Source organism: Pseudarthrobacter woesei (assembly GCF_055412745.1).
In genome coordinates this window covers 189,241-205,827 of sequence record NZ_JBVAYU010000003.1, presented here as the reverse complement: position 1 = coordinate 205,827, position 16,587 = coordinate 189,241, and the positions used below count along the sequence as shown (strand labels likewise).

Genomic DNA, 16,587 nt, shown 5'->3' with positions numbered 1-16,587 from the left:
CCTACCCGCGACTTTGGATCGGCCCGCCGCTAGCGCACAAGTGAACGGAGCAGGCGCGCACTCTGCCGCACCGACAGGCCGGGGAGATAGGCCCTGCTGAGGGCCCGTCCCATCGCGGGCAACTGCAGGGGATCCTGGTAATAGAGGTAGAGCGTTCGGTACTCGGGTTTGAAGCGCGACTTGAAGGTGGCCAGCGAACGGAAGCCGTAAACGGGCTCCAGCGCACGGCCCACGACGTCGAGAATTCCGGCCAGCCCTTCGGAGCCGGCGTCGTTCCCCGCCACATCCGCCAAGTTGGCGGTGTCCTGGCGCGGGTCCTGGCGCGGGTCCTGGCCCGTGTCCGGGGTCGGGCCCTGGGCTGCGCCCCTGGACGGGTCCTTGGCCAGCGGCGATCCGGACAGGGAGATCACTTCCACCGTGCTCCGCAGCTCCTGCACGGCGGAAGCGATCAGGAATTCCATCACACCGGGAAAAGCGTCACCGCGGCGGCGCATAAAGTCCAGGGTCCAGCTGACCAGGCGTCCGCCGTCGAACACCGGCAGCCAGCTGGTAACGCCCTGCACCCGGCCCTCGGCGTCCACGGCAAGGCAACAGAGCACTTCCTCGTCCTCAAGTTCATCGATTCCACCGAGCGTGAACCCCATTTCCGGGACGGACTTCTGGGCGGCCCATTCTTCGGAGACCTCGCTCAGCTGGGCGCGGAGCGCCGGGGCAAAGTCTGCGTACCTCCCCCACACAGCCTGGACCCCGGTCTTTTCCGCCCGGTTCAGTGCGGTGCGGACGTTCTGCCACTCCTTGCCCTTGAACTCGAGCGAGCGCACCGCCAGCCTGGTCTCCTGCGCCACGGCCACCCGGCGGAAGCCGCGCGCCCGCAGCATCGGCCACAACTGGTCCGTGCAGGAGTAGAGGCACGGGATGAGCGCATGTTCCACGCAATAGCGCATAAAACCGGCCGCGGTGTCCTCGTGCGATTCCGCGGGGCCGAACGGTCCGGCAAGGGTCAGCGCCACATTACCGTGCTGCTGGTAGGCCACTCCGCCGCGGCTGTCCGGGCTGAACCAGTACTTGTTCGGCTCCCACAGCGCCATCCAGGACAGCGAATCACCGCCCTGGCGGATCAGGCTGCGGGCCACGTCGCGGTCCTCCGCTCCCGCGTCGGTGCGATGAAGGCGGCGCTGCAGGACCAGCCACACGGCGGCCAGGGCCACAATCCAGAAAATGATTCCGGAGTAGGCGAAGAGGAAGGCCTCCACCTCGTCCCGGTTCTGGAAGATCCTGCGGTAGGAACCGGGGATAGGAAGCGGGAGGTACTGTCGGGCCAGCTCGGCGGCGAGGCCCAGCGGCCCGCCGTCGCGGTCCATTCCGCCGGCCGCCAGCCACGCCGCGGAATACGCGGACGCCAGCACCAGCCAGGTTCCGCCGACCACAACGGCAAGGGTCCGGCGCGCCCGCGGGGTCGTCTCCACCCGGAACTGCCGGCGGTTCACGGCGAGCAGGACCACGAGCACCAGCGGGACAATCACCAGCGGCAGCACATGGACGAACCCGGATCCCATGATCCCGACGCGCGGCTTGTTGGCGTAGTGCGGAATCAGGGCGAAGAGGGCCAGGTACACGGTGGCCATGGCCGTCACGGCAAGCTGCAGGATGATCGCAATCCGCAGTGCCAGCCTGCGCCCATGCCGCATGCCGTCCGCGCAGATCAGCAGCAGCACAACGGGCACTACCGCCAGGGCAAGGCCCAGCGGACCGGCGAATCCGGCACGCCCGGCCTCGAGGCATGTGACGTCAATGGTGCCGCCGCAGTTCTGCTCCAGCTGGCCCAGCGTTGGCAACGGGTTCAGGACAACGTCCCGCAGCAGGGCGAGCGGCCCGGTGGGGGTCCGGACCGCGGCGGTGAGGATGGGCCCGACGGCGAAGATCGCCACTGTGAGGGCCAGCAGGTTGCGGGTTTCCCGTCCAGTGGAACGGTGCCGGTGGAGCGTGCCCTTCTCGCCCTGGATCCACCAGCCCGCGGCGAGGCCGGCCAGTGCCCCGGCAAGGCCGACAACGGTCTCGGCATGCCCCACGTACAGCACCAGCAACAGGGAGACTGAGACCACCGCCGTCCGCAGCCGCCGCTGCCACAGCGTGGGCAGCAGCCCGCAGGAGGCGAGCGACACCGCGAGGACGGCGGCGTACGGGCCGATCAGCCGGGCCTCCACCATGAGGCCGAGCCAGCCATCACCGGCAAAGCGCGCAAGCTGGGTCAGCAGTAGGAACAGCGTCACGGCGGCGAACTGGGCGGCGAAGAAGAACACGGCCGTGCGCCGTGTGCCCAGTTGCCGCTCGGCAAGGCCCAGCAGCAGCAGGATCATCAGCGCGGCCGAAAGGTAGGCCAGCGGATTCGTCGCGAAGAACAGCGAAGCGAACAGGGCCCACCAGCGGCCCGCCTTCAGTCCTGGGGCGCTGACAGAGGCCACGTCGAGCAGGGACTCCGGCGGCCCGGAGAGCAGACTTCCCGTAGCAGCGCCGGTCACAAGGAGGGCTGCCAGGACAGCGAGCGTGAACGGGATGGCACGGAGGTGGCCCAGGGCCCCGCGCAGTCCCTCCCGCCCGATAACACGAAGGGAGGCCACGCCTGTCGCCCGCTCCCCGGCGGCCGGTGACGGCTTCACGGCTGGATCCCCCAGCGGGCGGCCAGGAAGTCGAGACCGGCGGGCAGGCCCTTGGAGGCGGTCTCCCAGGAGTGTCCGGCATTGGGAATGCTGCGCGCCTCCACGGCGAACCCCGCCGTCCGTGCGGCCCCGGAGAGTAGCTCCATGTAGCCGATGAATTCAGGGTCCCGGACGCCGGCGCCGAAGAAAATGCCGTGCCCCTCGTAGCGGCGCTCCTTCATCAGGTACAGCGGCGTCTGCCGGTCGAAGGCCCCGGTGTCCGCGCCGAAGGAGGACGCCACAGTCTTGTCCCGTTCCTTCGCGAGGGCCGGTTCCTTCTCGCTTGAAAAGGCCAGGGCCGAGCCGAAGGTGTCCGGATGCCGGGTCACCATCTGCATCGCGCAGGTGGCCCCGAAGGAGAAACCCCCGGCCGCCCACTGCCTGCGGTCCGGATCCACGTCGAGGGTCCGGCTGATCCACGCCGGCACGTCCCGGGACAGGAAGGTGTCTGCCTGGGCAATACGGCTGTCCATACAGAGGGTATTGCCCGAAGGGCTCCCGTTCGGGTCAACCACAACGACCACCGGTGCGATGCCGTGGTGCTCCGCGGCGAAGCGGTCCATGCGGCTCCGGAGGGCGCCGCCGGTGAGCCAGTCGGCGGGTGCCCCCGGCTGCCCGGAAAAGAGGACCAGAACGGGAAGTGCCGGCCGCGGTGAGCTCTGGTAGGCCGGTGGAAGATAGATATAGGCTTCCCGGCTTTGGAATCCCGAGGCGGTGCCGGGAATCCCGGCGCGCCGGAGCACGCCGCCGTCGGGCAGGTCATCCGGCGCCTTCCACCGGGACAGGCTGACGCCGGCCGGGGATCCGGGTGCCCGTTTCAGGCCCTCCTCCAGCGGCTGGATCCGCGCCACGGCCGTGCCCGTAAGGTCACTCATCGTGTGGTTGAGCCCGAAATAGGCATTGATCTGCACCGCGGAGAGCAGGACGACGCCGAGCAGGGAGACCGTTGCGACGGCGGTTGGCCGCCAGCGGACGGCAGCGCTGCCGGTGCCGCTGTTGGCGGCGCTGCTGGCTTGCGCCGGAGCGGCGCCCTTTCGGCGCCAGCTCCCCCACAAGCGCATGAGCCAGAGCAGCAGTGCCGTGACGGCGGCGGCAGACCAGGCCAGGACTTCGCGCGGAAGTTCCTCGGGGAAGACAGAGAAGACGTAGATCAGCAGCCAGTGAACAGCCGCCAGCAGCGCGGCGGCGAGCAGGACAGCCGCCAGGACCGGGAGCAGCGCCGTGAGCCAGGCTGCGGCGCCCGGGCCTGGCCCGCGCCGTCGTACGCTCTGCCACACGAAGTAGCCCAGGCCGGCCGCGCCGGCAGCCCAGGCAATCCACAGCACGGGGCCGTCGACGAGCCGGAGGTCCTCGATGAAGTCCACCGGGGCTAGCGCCAGGTGCCGACGCCGATGACGGGACCGGCCTCGAGCCAGGACGAGAGGCCCGTGTACTCGTCGAATCTCATCGAGAGCAGGACATCCTGCCCTTCGTACCGGAGTTCAACGATCACGGCGTCGGGCTGGACGTTGACGAGCTCGGATTCGGTGGGCTTGCGCCGGCCGATCAGCTCAAGGGAGCTGCGGCGGAAGGTGTGCTTGGGCCGCGTGCTCAGGGAGGCAAGGCGGAACCACTCCAGGTCGTTGTCCTGATAACGACAAACCCCCATCTGCCAGCTGTTTCCAGCCGTGCAAATGGAGGCGTCCACTGTGCCGAGGGCACGCCGCAGATTGAAGCGGCGTACCCCCGAAAGGCACAGTGCGAGTACCAGCAACGCAAAGATAGTTGCCAGGACGATGAACGGAAAACCAGTAACGTTCATCAAGGTCGTGCTAGCGGATCCCCGCAGTAGCCGCGTCGCCCATTTGGGCGTTGTCAGCAACAATGACGACCCTGTTGTTGTCGACGGAGAAGAACCCGCCGTCGACGACTACAGCAATGCGGTCACCGGACACCGGCTCGATCGCCAGTTCACCTTCGGCCAGAATCGCCAGCAGGGGCGAGTGGCCGGGCAGGATTCCGATTTCACCATCGCTGGTGCGGGCCTTGACCATCTTGGCCGCTCCGGACCACACGAAGTGGTCCGCTGCGACAATCTCAACCTCAAGCTCAGCCATATTACTTGGTCTGTTCCTGGATCTTGGCCCACTGGCGCTCAACATCATCCAGGCCGCCGACGTTGAAGAACGCCTGCTCTGCGATGTGGTCAAGCTCGCCGTCGCAGATCGCCGTGAAGCCTTCAACGGTGTCCTTGATGGAAACCGTGGAGCCTTCGACGCCGGTGAACTGCTTGGCGGTGTAGGTGTTCTGCGAGAGGAACTGCTGGATGCGGCGTGCACGCGACACCACGATCTTGTCTTCTTCAGAGAGCTCGTCAACGCCGAGGATGGCGATGATGTCCTGAAGTTCCTTGTTCTTCTGCAGGATCTGCTTGACCCGGACGGCCGTGTTGTAGTGGTCGTTGCCGATGTACTGCGGATCCAGGATGCGGGACGTGGACGTCAGCGGGTCAACGGCCGGGTACAGACCACGGGAAGCGATTTCACGGGAAAGTTCCGTGGTCGCGTCGAGGTGTGCGAAGGTCGTGGCCGGGGCCGGGTCGGTGTAGTCATCTGCGGGAACGTAGATGGCCTGCATCGAGGTGATGGAGTGGCCCTTGGTGGACGTGATGCGCTCCTGGAGGAGACCCATCTCGTCAGCCAGGTTGGGCTGGTAGCCCACGGCCGACGGCATGCGGCCGAGGAGGGTGGAAACCTCGGAGCCTGCCTGGGTGAAGCGGAAGATGTTGTCGATGAAGAGCAGCACGTCCTGGTTCTGCACATCGCGGAAGTACTCCGCCATGGTGAGCGCAGACAGGGCGACCCTCAACCGCGTTCCCGGCGGCTCATCCATCTGGCCGAATACAAGGGCGGTGTCCTTGAGGACGCCTGCCTCTTCCATTTCAACCCAGAGGTCGTTGCCTTCACGGGTACGCTCGCCGACACCGGCGAACACCGAGGTGCCACCGAAGTTCCGGGCGACACGGGTGATCATTTCCTGGATCAGCACGGTCTTGCCGACGCCGGCGCCGCCGAACAGACCGATCTTGCCACCCTTGATGTACGGGGTGAGCAGGTCGATGACCTTGATGCCGGTTTCCATCATCTCGGTGGAACCCTCAAGCGTCGCGAAGGCGGGAGCCTTGCGGTGGATGGGCCAGCGCTCAGTAATCTCGAGTTCCGACTCAGGCACGTCAAGGGGCTGTCCGAGGACGTTGAAGATGTGTCCCTTAACAACGTCGCCGACCGGCACGGAGATAGGGGCACCCGAGTCCACAACAGCGGTACCGCGGACGAGGCCGTCGGTTGCCTGCAGGGAGATGGCGCGAATGACGTTGTCGCCGAGGTGCAGGGCAACCTCGAACGTGATCGTCTTGGTCTCACCGTTGAGAGTAATCTCCGTGGTGAGGGCGTTGTAAATCGAGGGGATTGCGTCAGCCGGGAATTCGACGTCGACAACCGGGCCAATAACACGTGCAATACGGCCGGTAGCACCGGTCGTCGCGGCTACGTGTTCGGTAGCAGTGGCAGTCATCTCTCTCACTTCACTCAGTAGATGGCGTTGGGGTTAATTTTCAACGTTGGTGCAGGTACAGCTGGATCCACGTCCGGGCAGGCTAGGACGCGTTCAACGCGTCGGCACCGGCCACGATCTCGGAAAGCTCCTGCGTAATTTCAGCCTGGCGGGCGGTGTTGCGCAGACGCGTGAACTTCTTGATGAGGTCCGTGGCATTGTCACCGGCGGACTTCATTGCCCGCTGGCGGGCAGCAAGCTCCGAAGCTGCTGCCTGCAACATTGCGGCGAAGATACGTGATTCGATGTAGCGCGGCAGGAGAGCATCAAGAACCTGCTCAGTTTCCGGCTCGAATTCGTAGAGCGGCAGGAGGTCCGACTCGGACGCAGCCTGCTCCTCGACAACCTCAAGCGGGAGAAGACGGATAACCGTCGGCTCCTGCGTCACCATGGACTTGAAGCGGGTATAGACCACGTGGATCTCGTCGACGCCGCCCTCTTCATAGGCCGTAGCAAAGTCAGCCAGCAATGCCTCGCTGATGTCCTTCGCAGTGGCAAACTCCGGTGCGTCCGTGCCGCCGGTCCAGACACGCCCGTAAGGACGGTTCCGGAAGTCGAAATACGCCTGCGCCTTGCGGCCGACCAGGTACATCTTGACTTCCTTGCCCTCCTCGACGAGCAACTCGTTGAGGCCTTCCGCCTGCTTGAGTACGCTCGCCGAATATGAACCTGCGAGGCCACGGTCCGAGGTGATGACCAGGACAGCGGCCCGACGGATCTGCTCCGGCTCGGTGACCAGCGGGTGGTCTATTTCGCTCTGGCTTGCGACAGCAGAAACGGCGCGCGTGATCGCGTTTGCGTAAGGCAGTGAAGCTGCTACGCGTGCCCGGGCCTTGCCGATGCGCGAGGTAGCGATCAGTTCCATCGCCTTGAAGATCTTGCGCATCGACGTCGTCGAGGTGATCTTCTGGCGGTAGACCCGAATCTGGGCTCCCATACTTATCCTTTCCTAAGATCCCGGTGGCCGGGACTGCCGGAACCCGGTGGGGTCCCGGCAATCCCGGCCAGCGAAACTAGCGCTTCTGCTTGACGATTTTTTCCTGGTCGACCTGCGCCTCGTCGATGGGGGCGTATTCCTCGTGCCCCGCACCTACCAGGTAGCTGTCGCCCTCGCCGAAGAAACCCTTCTTGAAGGCCACGATCGCGGTCTTCAAGGCTTCTGCGGTGTCATCGCTCATGACGTTGGTCTGCGCCAGCGTCGTCAGGATGGAGGACTTGTGCTTGAGGTGCTCCAGGAACTCGGTCTCGAAGCGGTTGATGTCTTCAACCGGAACTTCGTCGAGGTAGCCGTTGGTGCCGGCCCAGATGGAGACCACCTGGTTCTCAATCGGGAACGGCGAGTACTGGCCCTGCTTGAGCAGTTCCATCAGGCGCGCACCACGGGTCAGCTGCTGGCGCGATGCGGCGTCGAGGTCCGACGCGAACATTGCGAAGGCCTGCATGTCGCGGTACTGGGCCAGTTCCAGCTTCAAGGTACCGGAGACCTTCTTCATGGACTTGACCTGCGCAGCGCCACCGACGCGGGACACGGAGACACCCACGTCAACAGCGGGACGCTGGTTGGCGTTGAAGAGGTCCGACTGCAGGAAGATCTGGCCATCGGTAATGGAGATCACGTTGGTCGGGATGTAGGCCGAAACGTCGTTTGCCTTGGTCTCGATGAGCGGCAGCCCGGTCATCGAACCGGCACCGAGCTCGTCGGAAAGCTTGGCACAACGTTCGAGCAGACGGGAGTGCAAGTAGAAGACGTCGCCGGGGTAGGCTTCGCGTCCCGGCGGGCGGCGGAGCAGCAGCGACACCGCACGGTAGGCCTCGGCCTGCTTGGAGAGATCATCGAAGACGATGAGGACGTGCTTGCCGCCGTACATCCAGTGCTGGCCGATGGCCGAGCCGGCGTACGGAGCCAGGTACTTGAAGCCTGCGGGGTCAGACGCGGGGGAAGCCACGATGGTGGTGTACTCCAGTGCGCCGTTGTCCTCGAGGGTCTGGCGGACGGCCGCGATCGTGGATGCCTTCTGGCCGATGGCCACGTAGATGCAGCGCACCTGCTTGTTGACATCCCCGGAAGCCCAGTTGGCCTTCTGGTTGATGATCGTGTCGATGGCGATGGCCGACTTGCCCGTCTGGCGGTCACCGATGATCAGCTGGCGCTGGCCGCGGCCGATCGGGACCATGGCGTCGATAGCCTTGAGGCCGGTCTGCATCGGTTCGTGGACCGACTTGCGCTGGGTCACGCCGGGCGCCTGGAGTTCCAGGGCGCGGGTGGTCTCGGCCTTGATCTCTCCGAGGTCGTCAATGGGCTCGCCCAGCGGGTCGACAACACGGCCGAGGAAGGCATCGCCAACCGGCACGGACAGAACCTGTCCGGTGCGGTGGACTTCCTGGCCTTCTTCGATTCCGGTGAAGTCACCGAGGACGATCACACCGATTTCGCGGACGTCGAGGTTCTGGGCCAGGCCCAGGGTGCCGTCTTCGAAGCGAAGCAGCTCGTTCGCCATGACCGAGGGAAGGCCCTCAACACGGGCGATGCCGTCACCTGCGGTTGTTACACGGCCAACCTCTACGCGCTCGGCGTTTCCGGGTTCGTAGGACGCCGCGAACTCGTTCAACGCATTACGGACGTCGTCGGCGTTGATGGTCAATTCGGCCATCTGCAGTCCCTGCTCTCCTGTTTTCGTGATCATCGTTGCTCACGATGACCGGGGTTTCGTTTCGGTAAGTTGTGCTTGTCCGGCTAGCCGGCAAGCTGACGATGAAGCTGGCCCAGGCGGGCGAGAACCGAAGCGTCAACCACTTCGTCACCGACCTGGATCCGGATGCCACCGATCAGTGCCGGGTCAACGTTCATGTTGATCTTGAGCTCGCGCCCGTAGAGGGCGTTGAGCCCGGCCTGCAGTCGGCTCGTCTGTGCACCCGCCAGAGGACGGGTAACGCCGACGGTAGCAATCCAGCGCTGTTGGCGCTTGGCTGCGAGTTCGGCGAAACGACGGACAAGCTTGGTTACCTTAAGGCCGCGCGGCTGCGAAACTGCCTGCCCGATAAGGACTTTCGCTTCCGCGCTTGCACTGGGAACGAGTCGTTCGGCGAGGGCGATCTTGGCTGCCGGGCTCGCCTGCGGCTCGGACAGGGCACGCTGCACCTCGTGGTTGGATTCGACGGCCTGGTTGAAGGAGAACAGATCGTTCTCCAGCGCTTCCAGTCCGGTGATTCCTGAGGCAGAGACGGCCGACTTGTTCTCAGCGACGGCGATTACCACCGAAGCGGCAAGAGTCTCGAGTGCATCGCCGATATCCCGGGCCGATGCCCAGCGTGAACTGGCCAGTCCGCTCGCGATTTCCGCAGCCTCGGCAGTGACCTTACCGCCGAAGAGCTGCTTGACCAGGGCCGACTTTTCGTCACCGCTCCGGGACGGGTCCGTCAGGGCACGGCGCAAACCAGCCGAGCTGTCCACCGTTCCCAGGATTCCGAAGAGTTCATTGGCCAACTGCAGCGAGGCGAAAGGAAGCTTGGCTTCCAGCGCCACCAGCGCCGCGGTCAGCGATTCGCTCGATACACCTGCCATTACTTAGCTGCACCTGCGTTCTGGTTCTCCAGATCTGCCAGGAAGCGGTCAACCACGCGGGCCGAACGCTCGTCATCGTTGAGCGACTCGCCAACGATGCGTCCTGCCAGGGTCGTGGCCAGCGTGCCAACCTCCGCACGGAGCGACACAACGGCCGCCTTGCGCTCGGACTGGATGGCTGCGTGGGCCTGAGCCGTGATGCGGGCAGACTCCGCAGCTGCCTTCTCCTTCAGCTCCGCAAGGATCTGGGCGCCTTCGGCACGTGCTTCCTCACGGATGCGGTTGGCCTCGGCACGGGCATCCGTAAGCTGCTGCTTGTACTCTTCGAGTGCGGCGGAAGCCTCTGCCTGGGCCTTTTCAGCCTTGGCAATGCCGCCTTCGATGGCCTCGGCACGCTCTGCGAAGGTCTTCTCGAACATCGGGACAACAAACTTGACCACGATGAACATGAGGACAGCAAAGCCGGCGAAGACGACGCCCATTTCCCAGGGGTTGGGAACCAGTGGGTTAGCGCCCTCTGCGGCGGCTGAGATGATCAGCTGATTCATATTTCACCCGTCCTTTTCTACTCGGTTCTGGATGTTCGCTTAGTTCTAAGGGTTAGTTGAGAACGAACGCGAAGACCAGGCCGAGGATGGCGAGGGCTTCAGTCAGCGCAAGGCCGAGGAATGCGATCGGCTGGAGCACACGCTGTGCCTCCGGCTGACGTGCTACGCCGTTGATGTAAGCAGCGAACACGAGACCAACACCGATACCACCACCGATGGCCGAGAGGCCGTATCCGATGAGGTTGAGGGAGCCGTTGATGGTGCCTTCCATTTTTTTCCTTTCAAGATGCCATCTATGTGGCAGGTTGTTTGGTGTACTTCATCCCCCGGAGGGGAAGTTTGTGGGTGCCTTAGTGGCTGTCCGCGTGCAGCGCGCCTTCGATGTAGATCGCGGTCAGCAGCGTGAACACGTACGCCTGCAGGACCATGATCAGCGCTTCGAGCATGTACATGGCAATCGCGCCGCCGAGTACGAGGACCGAGGCGCCCTTCAGCAGGATGTTCTCCTGCACGACGAGGAACTCGATGCCCGAACCGGCAATCATGACGATGAGGTGGCCGGCCAGCATGGTCGCGAACAAACGCAGACTGTGCGTGACGGGGCGGACCAGGAAGTTGGAGATGATCTCGATCGGAATCACGATCGGAAGAATGTAGCCCGGGACTCCGGACGGCACGGTGGCCAGCTTGAAGTAGCGCAGGCCGTTCTTCTTGACGCCGATGACGATCCACGTAACATACACAATCGCGGCCATCACGTAGGCGCCGCCTACATGCGAGAAGGTGGGGAGCTGGACCACCGGAATGGCGCCGTAGATGTTGTTCACCAGGATGAAGAAGAACAGGCTGAACAGCAGCGGGACGTACTTCATGAAGTCTTTGCCGCCGATGATGTCCTTGCCGATGCCGTTGCGGACGAAGCCGTAGGCGGCTTCACCTGCAAACTGGAGCCGGCCGGGGACGAGCTGACCCTTGCGGGCAGCCATCAGAAAGAATGCGGCGATAATAACGACCGACAGGATTACCAGCAGCATCTGCTTGGAGAATCCGTCGGCCGCCCCCCACGGCAGGATTGCCGGCAGGTGGATTTCTTCAATTCCAGGAGGCGTAAAAGTTCCTGAATCTTGGGCCGGGAGCGCAAGCGCGATCAACGCGTTTCCTCTCTGCAGTGTCCATCATTGGGCGTTGGTCGGAGAGCGGCGACGTTTCCGTCAGCCTTTCCCCGTGTGAAATTATTTGGCATTACTGATCCTCGTCCTGGGACGGGCCACGTGCAGCATTGTCCTTACCAGTTCCAGATGTTCGGGAACTGGTGAGGCCGTGCATATGAGAAAGATAGAACCCTCCCGCGGCTCCAAGCAGAGCGCCTGCGAGCACAATCCAGCGGGTTCCCCACAGATTATCCAGACCCCACCCTATCAAACTCCAGACGATGATTCCGCCAACAATGTAGCTGAAGACGGCGATCCCGGCGTTGTATCCGCCGTCGCGTCCGTTGTCGGAAACACCGGGGGCTCCGCCCGTGGTTCTGCGGGTTTGGGGCTTGTTTCTGCGTCCGTCTTTGCGGCTAGACATCGGTGCCGCCTTCCCTGGTCCCGGGGTCGTTGTAGATCTGCAGTCGGGCCGTGCTGAAGCCGTAGATCTCGGCGGCCTGCCACAAGACCACGGTCACGACGGCGCCGGCCAGGAACCAGCCCCGGGACAGCCAGTCGGGGGTTCCGATGGCAAAAAGCACCACGGCAAAACCGACGACCTTGATGAAATACGTTGCGGCGAATAGGCCGATTGCGCCGGACGGGTTATTACGGCCCGCGACGTGGCCGATCACCAGGCTGATGGCAAAGAAGGCCATGACCAGTGCCCCGCCGAACATCCACGAAAGCGCGGCGGCCGTGCCGGTCATCAGCAGGGCCACCAGTGCTACCAGCAGCAATGCGCCGCCGCTGACGGCCGAACTGATCGCCAGCAAACGCAGCCAGAGGGACTTTGTGGGACCGGAGACGCCAACTGGTCCGTTGCCGGACGTCGGTCCGGGTTCGGCGTTGGAGGTCATAAGATCCCAATCGTCGCGGGGCGGGTGCTGGTCAAAGGTCGCGGCCTGAAGCCGCCCCTGAATTCTACACGAGATAGAACATGGAGGTGCCCGGCGCCGGCCGGCCGCCTAGGAAACAGGGATCCGGGTGACTTTCCGCCGCCTCCGGAAGCGCCGGATCAGGTCAGGGGAAGAAAGGTACAGCCCCAGCACGGCAAGGCTGCCGGCCACACACAGGACCACCGTGGGCAGCGGCGCCGTGGCGGCGATGAACCCGAGAACGATCACGGCGGCAGTGCACAGTGTGACGGCGGCGGCCGACTGCAGATGGGAGAAGCCGACGTCGGTCAGCCGCTGGTAGACGTGCTCCCGGTGGGACGCGTACCACCGCTCGCCCGCCTTGATCCTGCGCAGCAGGGTGAACCCGGTGTCCGCCACATAGACCAGGATCGGCGACAGGACATATTCAATGTAGACGCCGCTGAAGAACCCGGCCACCGCGAGGGCGGCAACCGAGGCGCCGAGGAGATAGCTGCCGACGTCACCCAGGAAGACCGGACCGCGGGACAGGTTCCATGGCAGGAAGCCGAGGAAGGCCAGGGCCAGCACCGCTCCCCCGGCAGTGAGCCAGGGCTGGTCGGCGAGGATACCGGCCGCCGCGTAGGCGGCGCCTGCGGTGACCCCGTGCAGGCCGGAGATCCCGTTGACGCCGTCCATGAAGTTGGCGATGTTGATGTACGCGGCAATCGCCAGCGCGGCCAGCGGAAGCCACCAGAAAGACTGCCCGGCCAGCAGGATAAGCGCCGCCGATCCTGCGGCGCCGATGCCCAGTTGCGCGGCGGCACGGCCGCGGATCGAGAGTCCGCGCAGGTCCTCGATCCAGCCCACGGCCGCGCTGGCGGCAACGATTCCCAGGACAACGAGGAACACGGAGCGGTCCACGGTAACGGCGCCGAGGAGCATTGCCGCCAGGTACCCGGCGGCGGTGGCCAGTGCGACGGCCACACCCATGCCGCGGATCGTGGTCTTGTCATGGGAGGACCTGACGGACGGAACGTCGACTACTCCCATGCGGACGAGCCACGGCTTGACCGCGAAGGGCAGCAGCAGACTGGTGAGCAGGGTGATGCCGGCCGCCAGGACGAGGGGCATCATGATGCGGCCCTGATGCTGTCGCCCGCTTCATCCGCTTCATCATCAGGGATGTCCGCGATGTCCAGACCCTGCTCGGCCTCGCAGCGGGCCAGCCAGACATCGAGGTTCAACCCGGCCGGGTCCTGTTCGTGGGCCTGGGTGTGCGAGATTTTGGGATGCAGCGGGCGTTCGTCGAGCTCGCCGACTCCGACGAGTTCCTCGTGGAGTTTCTCACCGGGCCGCAGCCCCGTGTAGATGATCTCGACTTTCTTACCGGACATCGCAATCATGCGCTGGGCCACGTCCAGGATCCTGACCGGCTCCCCCATGTCCAGGATCATGACTTCGCCGCCGCGGCCGATTGCCCCGGCCTGGATCACCAGCTGGCAGGCCTCCGGGATCGTCATGAAGAAACGGGTGACCTCGGGATCGGTCACCGTAACCGGTCCGCCGACCCGAATCTGTTCCGTGAACAGCGGCAGCATCGATCCCCTGCTGCCCATCACGTTGCCGAACCGGACGGAGACAAACCTGCGGCCCGTCTGCCCGGCCATCCAGGCGGCAAGCTTCTCGGCAACGCGCTTGGAATGGCCCAGCGCCGTGGTCGGGTTCGCTGCCTTGTCCGTGGAGATGTTCACGAAGTGCGAAACGCCGGCCCGCTCCGCGGCGCGCAGCACGTTGAGGGTACCCAGGACGTTGGTCTTCCAGGCTTCGATGGGGTACTGCTGCAGCAACGGCGCGTGTTTGAGGGCGGCGGCGTGGAACACCACATCGGGGCGGCGGTCAGCGAAGATCTGGAGAAGAGCGGCGCCGTCGCGGATGCTGGCCAGCACGGTGTCGCGGCCTGCGAGCAGCCCGCGGCCGGTGATGGAAATCTGGGTGTGCTGCAGGCCGGTTTCGTCGTGGTCCAGCATGATCAGTTCCGCCGGGGAGAACTGCGTGATCTGCCGGCACAGCTCGGAGCCGATGGAGCCGCCGGCTCCCGTGACCAGCACGCGCTTGCCCTTGATATAGCCGGCGATCTCGTCGACCTTGATGTCGACGGGCCGGCGTCCGATCAGGTCCTCGACCGCCACGTCCCGGAAGTCGGAGAAACCCTCGGGCGCCCCTCCGCCGAGCATGTCACGGAGCGGCGGTAGAACCAGCACCCTGACGTTCAGGCCGGCGACGGCGTCTGAAATCCGCCGGACGACGGAGGCTTCGACATGGGCAAAGGCCAGGACCAGGACCGTGGCGCGGGTGCGCCGGATAATGGCGGGCAGGTCATCGCCGCGGCCCAGGACCTGGACACCGGACAGCCGGAGGTGCTTCTTGGCGGGATCGTCATCGATCAGGCCTACCGGGAAATACGGTGAATCGGAATCCTGCAGCATCCGGGTCAGCAGTGAGTTGCCGAGGAAACCCGCGCCGTAGATCAGGGTGTTCTGGGCCCCGTCGCCGGGCCGGTTCTTACCCTCGACATACAGCCGCTTGGCATAGCGGGCGGCACCCATAAAGAGGCAGGCAAAAGGGAAGGCTATCAGCCCGACGCTGCGGCCGATCCCGATGGCTTCATAGAGTACAAGCAGGCTCAGCGTGATCGAGGCGGCCACAATCACCGTGACGAAGACGAGGGCCTTGGCTTCCTGGAAGCTGCCGAACGGGTACCTGCCGCGGTACAGGGCGAGGGCATAGCCGGCCAGGGCCTGGACGATCACGGCAATGCCCATAATGATGGTGGCATTAACGAGCTGGTCTTCCCGGATTCCCATTTCGTACCGCAGCAACAGGGCCAGGACGATCGCCACGACCCACGACATCGAGTCGAGGAACAGCTGGATCCAGATCCAGAGCGGGGGCTTCTCGTCCCGCGCTGCGTCAGGTTCGCGCGCTTCAGATTTCGTAGTCAACAGAGATTGCAACCGACTTCCAATACCACGGCGGCCATGCGCCTGTTTCAAAAAAATACCCCGCCGTATCACTGCCGGACAGTACCGGGGTTTACCACGATACTAATCGCAATCACGGGCGGAGCCCGGGTCGGCGAACGCCCGGAGGAGCCGATTCACCCCGATCCGGGCGCCAGTCAGGCCTGTTCCAGGCCCGCTGCGGGGGGCACCGGCGGCATCGGCTGCCAGGTCCGGTCGGCGAGGATGCCGCGTGATTCGCGCCATCCCTGCCAGAGGGCGCCGGCACCCTTCAGGGTACGTTCCACGAGTACCAGGCGGACGAGTTCCTTCAGGTATGTCAGGGCCGTGCCGGCTCCGAATCCCAGCCGGTTGAACTTGCCGTGCGCCTTCAGGTACTGGGCCACGTGGCCCCGGTTCCGCATCACATAGCGGCGGCTCAGGTCGGACGAGTCGTTGAGATGGCGCACACCCAGGTCCACCTGGCGCTGGGTCCGGACCTTTTTGATCACAAAGGCGTTGACGTAGACCACCGGTGTCTGCTGCGCCGCGAGCCAGCCATAGACGAGATCGTCCCAGGTGATGAAGAAGCGGGGGTCCGGCAGCCCGATGTTCCTGGCCAGCGATGCTTTGATCAGCATGCCCTCAAAATTTCCCACGTTCGTGGGAAAAACATCGGAATTCCGGAAGACATCGCCGGAGACGGGCAGAAAGATACCGAGCGTATCGACGAAGTGGTGCTGCCAGAAGAATGGCTTGCCGGCGGCGTCGTATCGGCGGCCGATCAGGCAGGAGTAGTCAGGCGTGAACTTGTCCAGCGCCTCAACCGCCCCCGGGAGGACCTCGACGTCGTCGTCCATCATCCACAGCCACTCCGCGCCGGCGTCAAGCGCCAGCTCGACGCCGCGGGAGAATCCGCCGGAGCCGCCCACATTGTTGGGCAGCCGCTCGTAGCGGATCGGGAGCTCCCCCGCGGCGACGGCCCGGGCGACAACCTCCGCCGTGTGGTCGATGCTGGCGTTGTCCACCACGATGATCCCGTCCGGGCGGGTGGTCAGGCGGCCAAACGAGTCGAGCAGATTCTGCAGGAAGTCGGCACGGTTGTAGGTGACGACGACGGCGAACAGCTGTTTCACGG

16 protein-coding genes are annotated in these 16,587 nt (G+C 64.7%); all 16 read right to left on the bottom strand.

Going from position 1 to position 16,587, the window contains the following annotated elements; all coding sequences use genetic code 11:
* Nucleotides 1-29: 29 nt before the first annotated feature.
* The 16 genes from ACZYZE_RS06390 to ACZYZE_RS06315 all read right to left on the bottom strand — a co-directional run bounded on the left by ACZYZE_RS06390 (nucleotide 30) and on the right by ACZYZE_RS06315 (nucleotide 16,585).
* Nucleotides 30-2,657 carry a bifunctional lysylphosphatidylglycerol flippase/synthetase MprF gene (locus ACZYZE_RS06390; protein WP_463906873.1) on the bottom strand — a complete coding sequence of 876 codons (2,628 nt, stop codon included), beginning with the start codon at nucleotides 2,655-2,657 and terminating at the stop codon, nucleotides 30-32.
* Nucleotides 2,654-4,060, bottom strand: coding sequence for an alpha/beta hydrolase (locus tag ACZYZE_RS06385; RefSeq protein ID WP_463906870.1), 1,407 nt, complete (start codon nucleotides 4,058-4,060; stop codon nucleotides 2,654-2,656). The genes ACZYZE_RS06390 and ACZYZE_RS06385 overlap by 4 nt, the downstream gene beginning before the upstream one ends.
* Nucleotides 4,061-4,065: 5 nt before the next feature.
* Nucleotides 4,066-4,497, bottom strand: a complete 432-nt coding sequence (locus ACZYZE_RS06380) for a DUF2550 domain-containing protein (RefSeq protein WP_459318790.1) — start codon at nucleotides 4,495-4,497, stop codon at nucleotides 4,066-4,068.
* A 10-nt stretch (nucleotides 4,498-4,507) separates the two neighbouring features.
* Nucleotides 4,508-4,792 carry a F0F1 ATP synthase subunit epsilon gene (locus ACZYZE_RS06375; protein WP_104172348.1) on the bottom strand — a complete coding sequence of 95 codons (285 nt, stop codon included), beginning with the start codon at nucleotides 4,790-4,792 and terminating at the stop codon, nucleotides 4,508-4,510.
* Nucleotide 4,793: 1 nt separating this feature from the next.
* Nucleotides 4,794-6,248, bottom strand: coding sequence for a F0F1 ATP synthase subunit beta (gene atpD / locus ACZYZE_RS06370; RefSeq protein WP_226774462.1), 1,455 nt, complete (start codon nucleotides 6,246-6,248; stop codon nucleotides 4,794-4,796).
* Between the two features lie 82 nt (nucleotides 6,249-6,330).
* Nucleotides 6,331-7,224: a F0F1 ATP synthase subunit gamma gene (locus tag ACZYZE_RS06365; protein ID WP_459318791.1), complete on the bottom strand. Its 894-nt coding sequence runs from the start codon at nucleotides 7,222-7,224 to the stop codon at nucleotides 6,331-6,333.
* A 76-nt stretch (nucleotides 7,225-7,300) separates the two neighbouring features.
* Nucleotides 7,301-8,938, bottom strand: a complete 1,638-nt coding sequence (atpA, locus tag ACZYZE_RS06360; protein ID WP_463907158.1) for a F0F1 ATP synthase subunit alpha — start codon at nucleotides 8,936-8,938, stop codon at nucleotides 7,301-7,303.
* Nucleotides 8,939-9,021: 83 nt separating this feature from the next.
* Nucleotides 9,022-9,849 (bottom strand): F0F1 ATP synthase subunit delta, encoded by an 828-nt coding sequence (locus ACZYZE_RS06355; RefSeq protein ID WP_459318792.1) that lies wholly within the window; start codon nucleotides 9,847-9,849, stop codon nucleotides 9,022-9,024.
* Nucleotides 9,849-10,397 (bottom strand): F0F1 ATP synthase subunit B, encoded by a 549-nt coding sequence (locus ACZYZE_RS06350; RefSeq protein WP_463906865.1) that lies wholly within the window; start codon nucleotides 10,395-10,397, stop codon nucleotides 9,849-9,851. Before ACZYZE_RS06350 ends, ACZYZE_RS06355 begins: the two co-directional genes overlap by 1 nt.
* A 52-nt stretch (nucleotides 10,398-10,449) precedes the next feature.
* Entirely contained in the window at nucleotides 10,450-10,668 is a 219-nt protein-coding gene (gene atpE, locus ACZYZE_RS06345) for an ATP synthase F0 subunit C (RefSeq protein ID WP_463873702.1), read from the bottom strand.
* A gap of 79 nt (nucleotides 10,669-10,747) precedes the next feature.
* On the bottom strand, nucleotides 10,748-11,548 hold the full coding sequence (gene atpB / locus ACZYZE_RS06340; RefSeq protein ID WP_463906862.1) for a F0F1 ATP synthase subunit A: 801 nt from the start codon (nucleotides 11,546-11,548) through the stop codon (nucleotides 10,748-10,750).
* Nucleotides 11,549-11,639: 91 nt separating this feature from the next.
* A complete protein-coding gene (locus ACZYZE_RS06335) occupies nucleotides 11,640-11,972 on the bottom strand; it encodes a hypothetical protein (protein WP_459318795.1) in 333 nt (110 codons plus the stop codon).
* The gene (locus tag ACZYZE_RS06330; protein ID WP_463906858.1) at nucleotides 11,965-12,450 is read right to left on the bottom strand and encodes a hypothetical protein; all 486 of its coding nucleotides are present in this window, start codon (nucleotides 12,448-12,450) and stop codon (nucleotides 11,965-11,967) included. The genes ACZYZE_RS06335 and ACZYZE_RS06330 overlap by 8 nt, the downstream gene beginning before the upstream one ends.
* A 108-nt stretch (nucleotides 12,451-12,558) precedes the next feature.
* Nucleotides 12,559-13,584, bottom strand: a complete 1,026-nt coding sequence (locus ACZYZE_RS06325) for an MraY family glycosyltransferase (protein ID WP_463906855.1) — start codon at nucleotides 13,582-13,584, stop codon at nucleotides 12,559-12,561.
* Complete coding sequence (locus ACZYZE_RS06320; protein ID WP_463906853.1) at nucleotides 13,581-15,452, bottom strand: polysaccharide biosynthesis protein; 1,872 nt, start codon at nucleotides 15,450-15,452, stop codon at nucleotides 13,581-13,583. The genes ACZYZE_RS06325 and ACZYZE_RS06320 overlap by 4 nt, the downstream gene beginning before the upstream one ends.
* A gap of 176 nt (nucleotides 15,453-15,628) precedes the next feature.
* Entirely contained in the window at nucleotides 15,629-16,585 is a 957-nt protein-coding gene (locus ACZYZE_RS06315; RefSeq protein ID WP_463906851.1) for a glycosyltransferase, read from the bottom strand.
* Nucleotides 16,586-16,587: the final 2 nt, after the last annotated feature.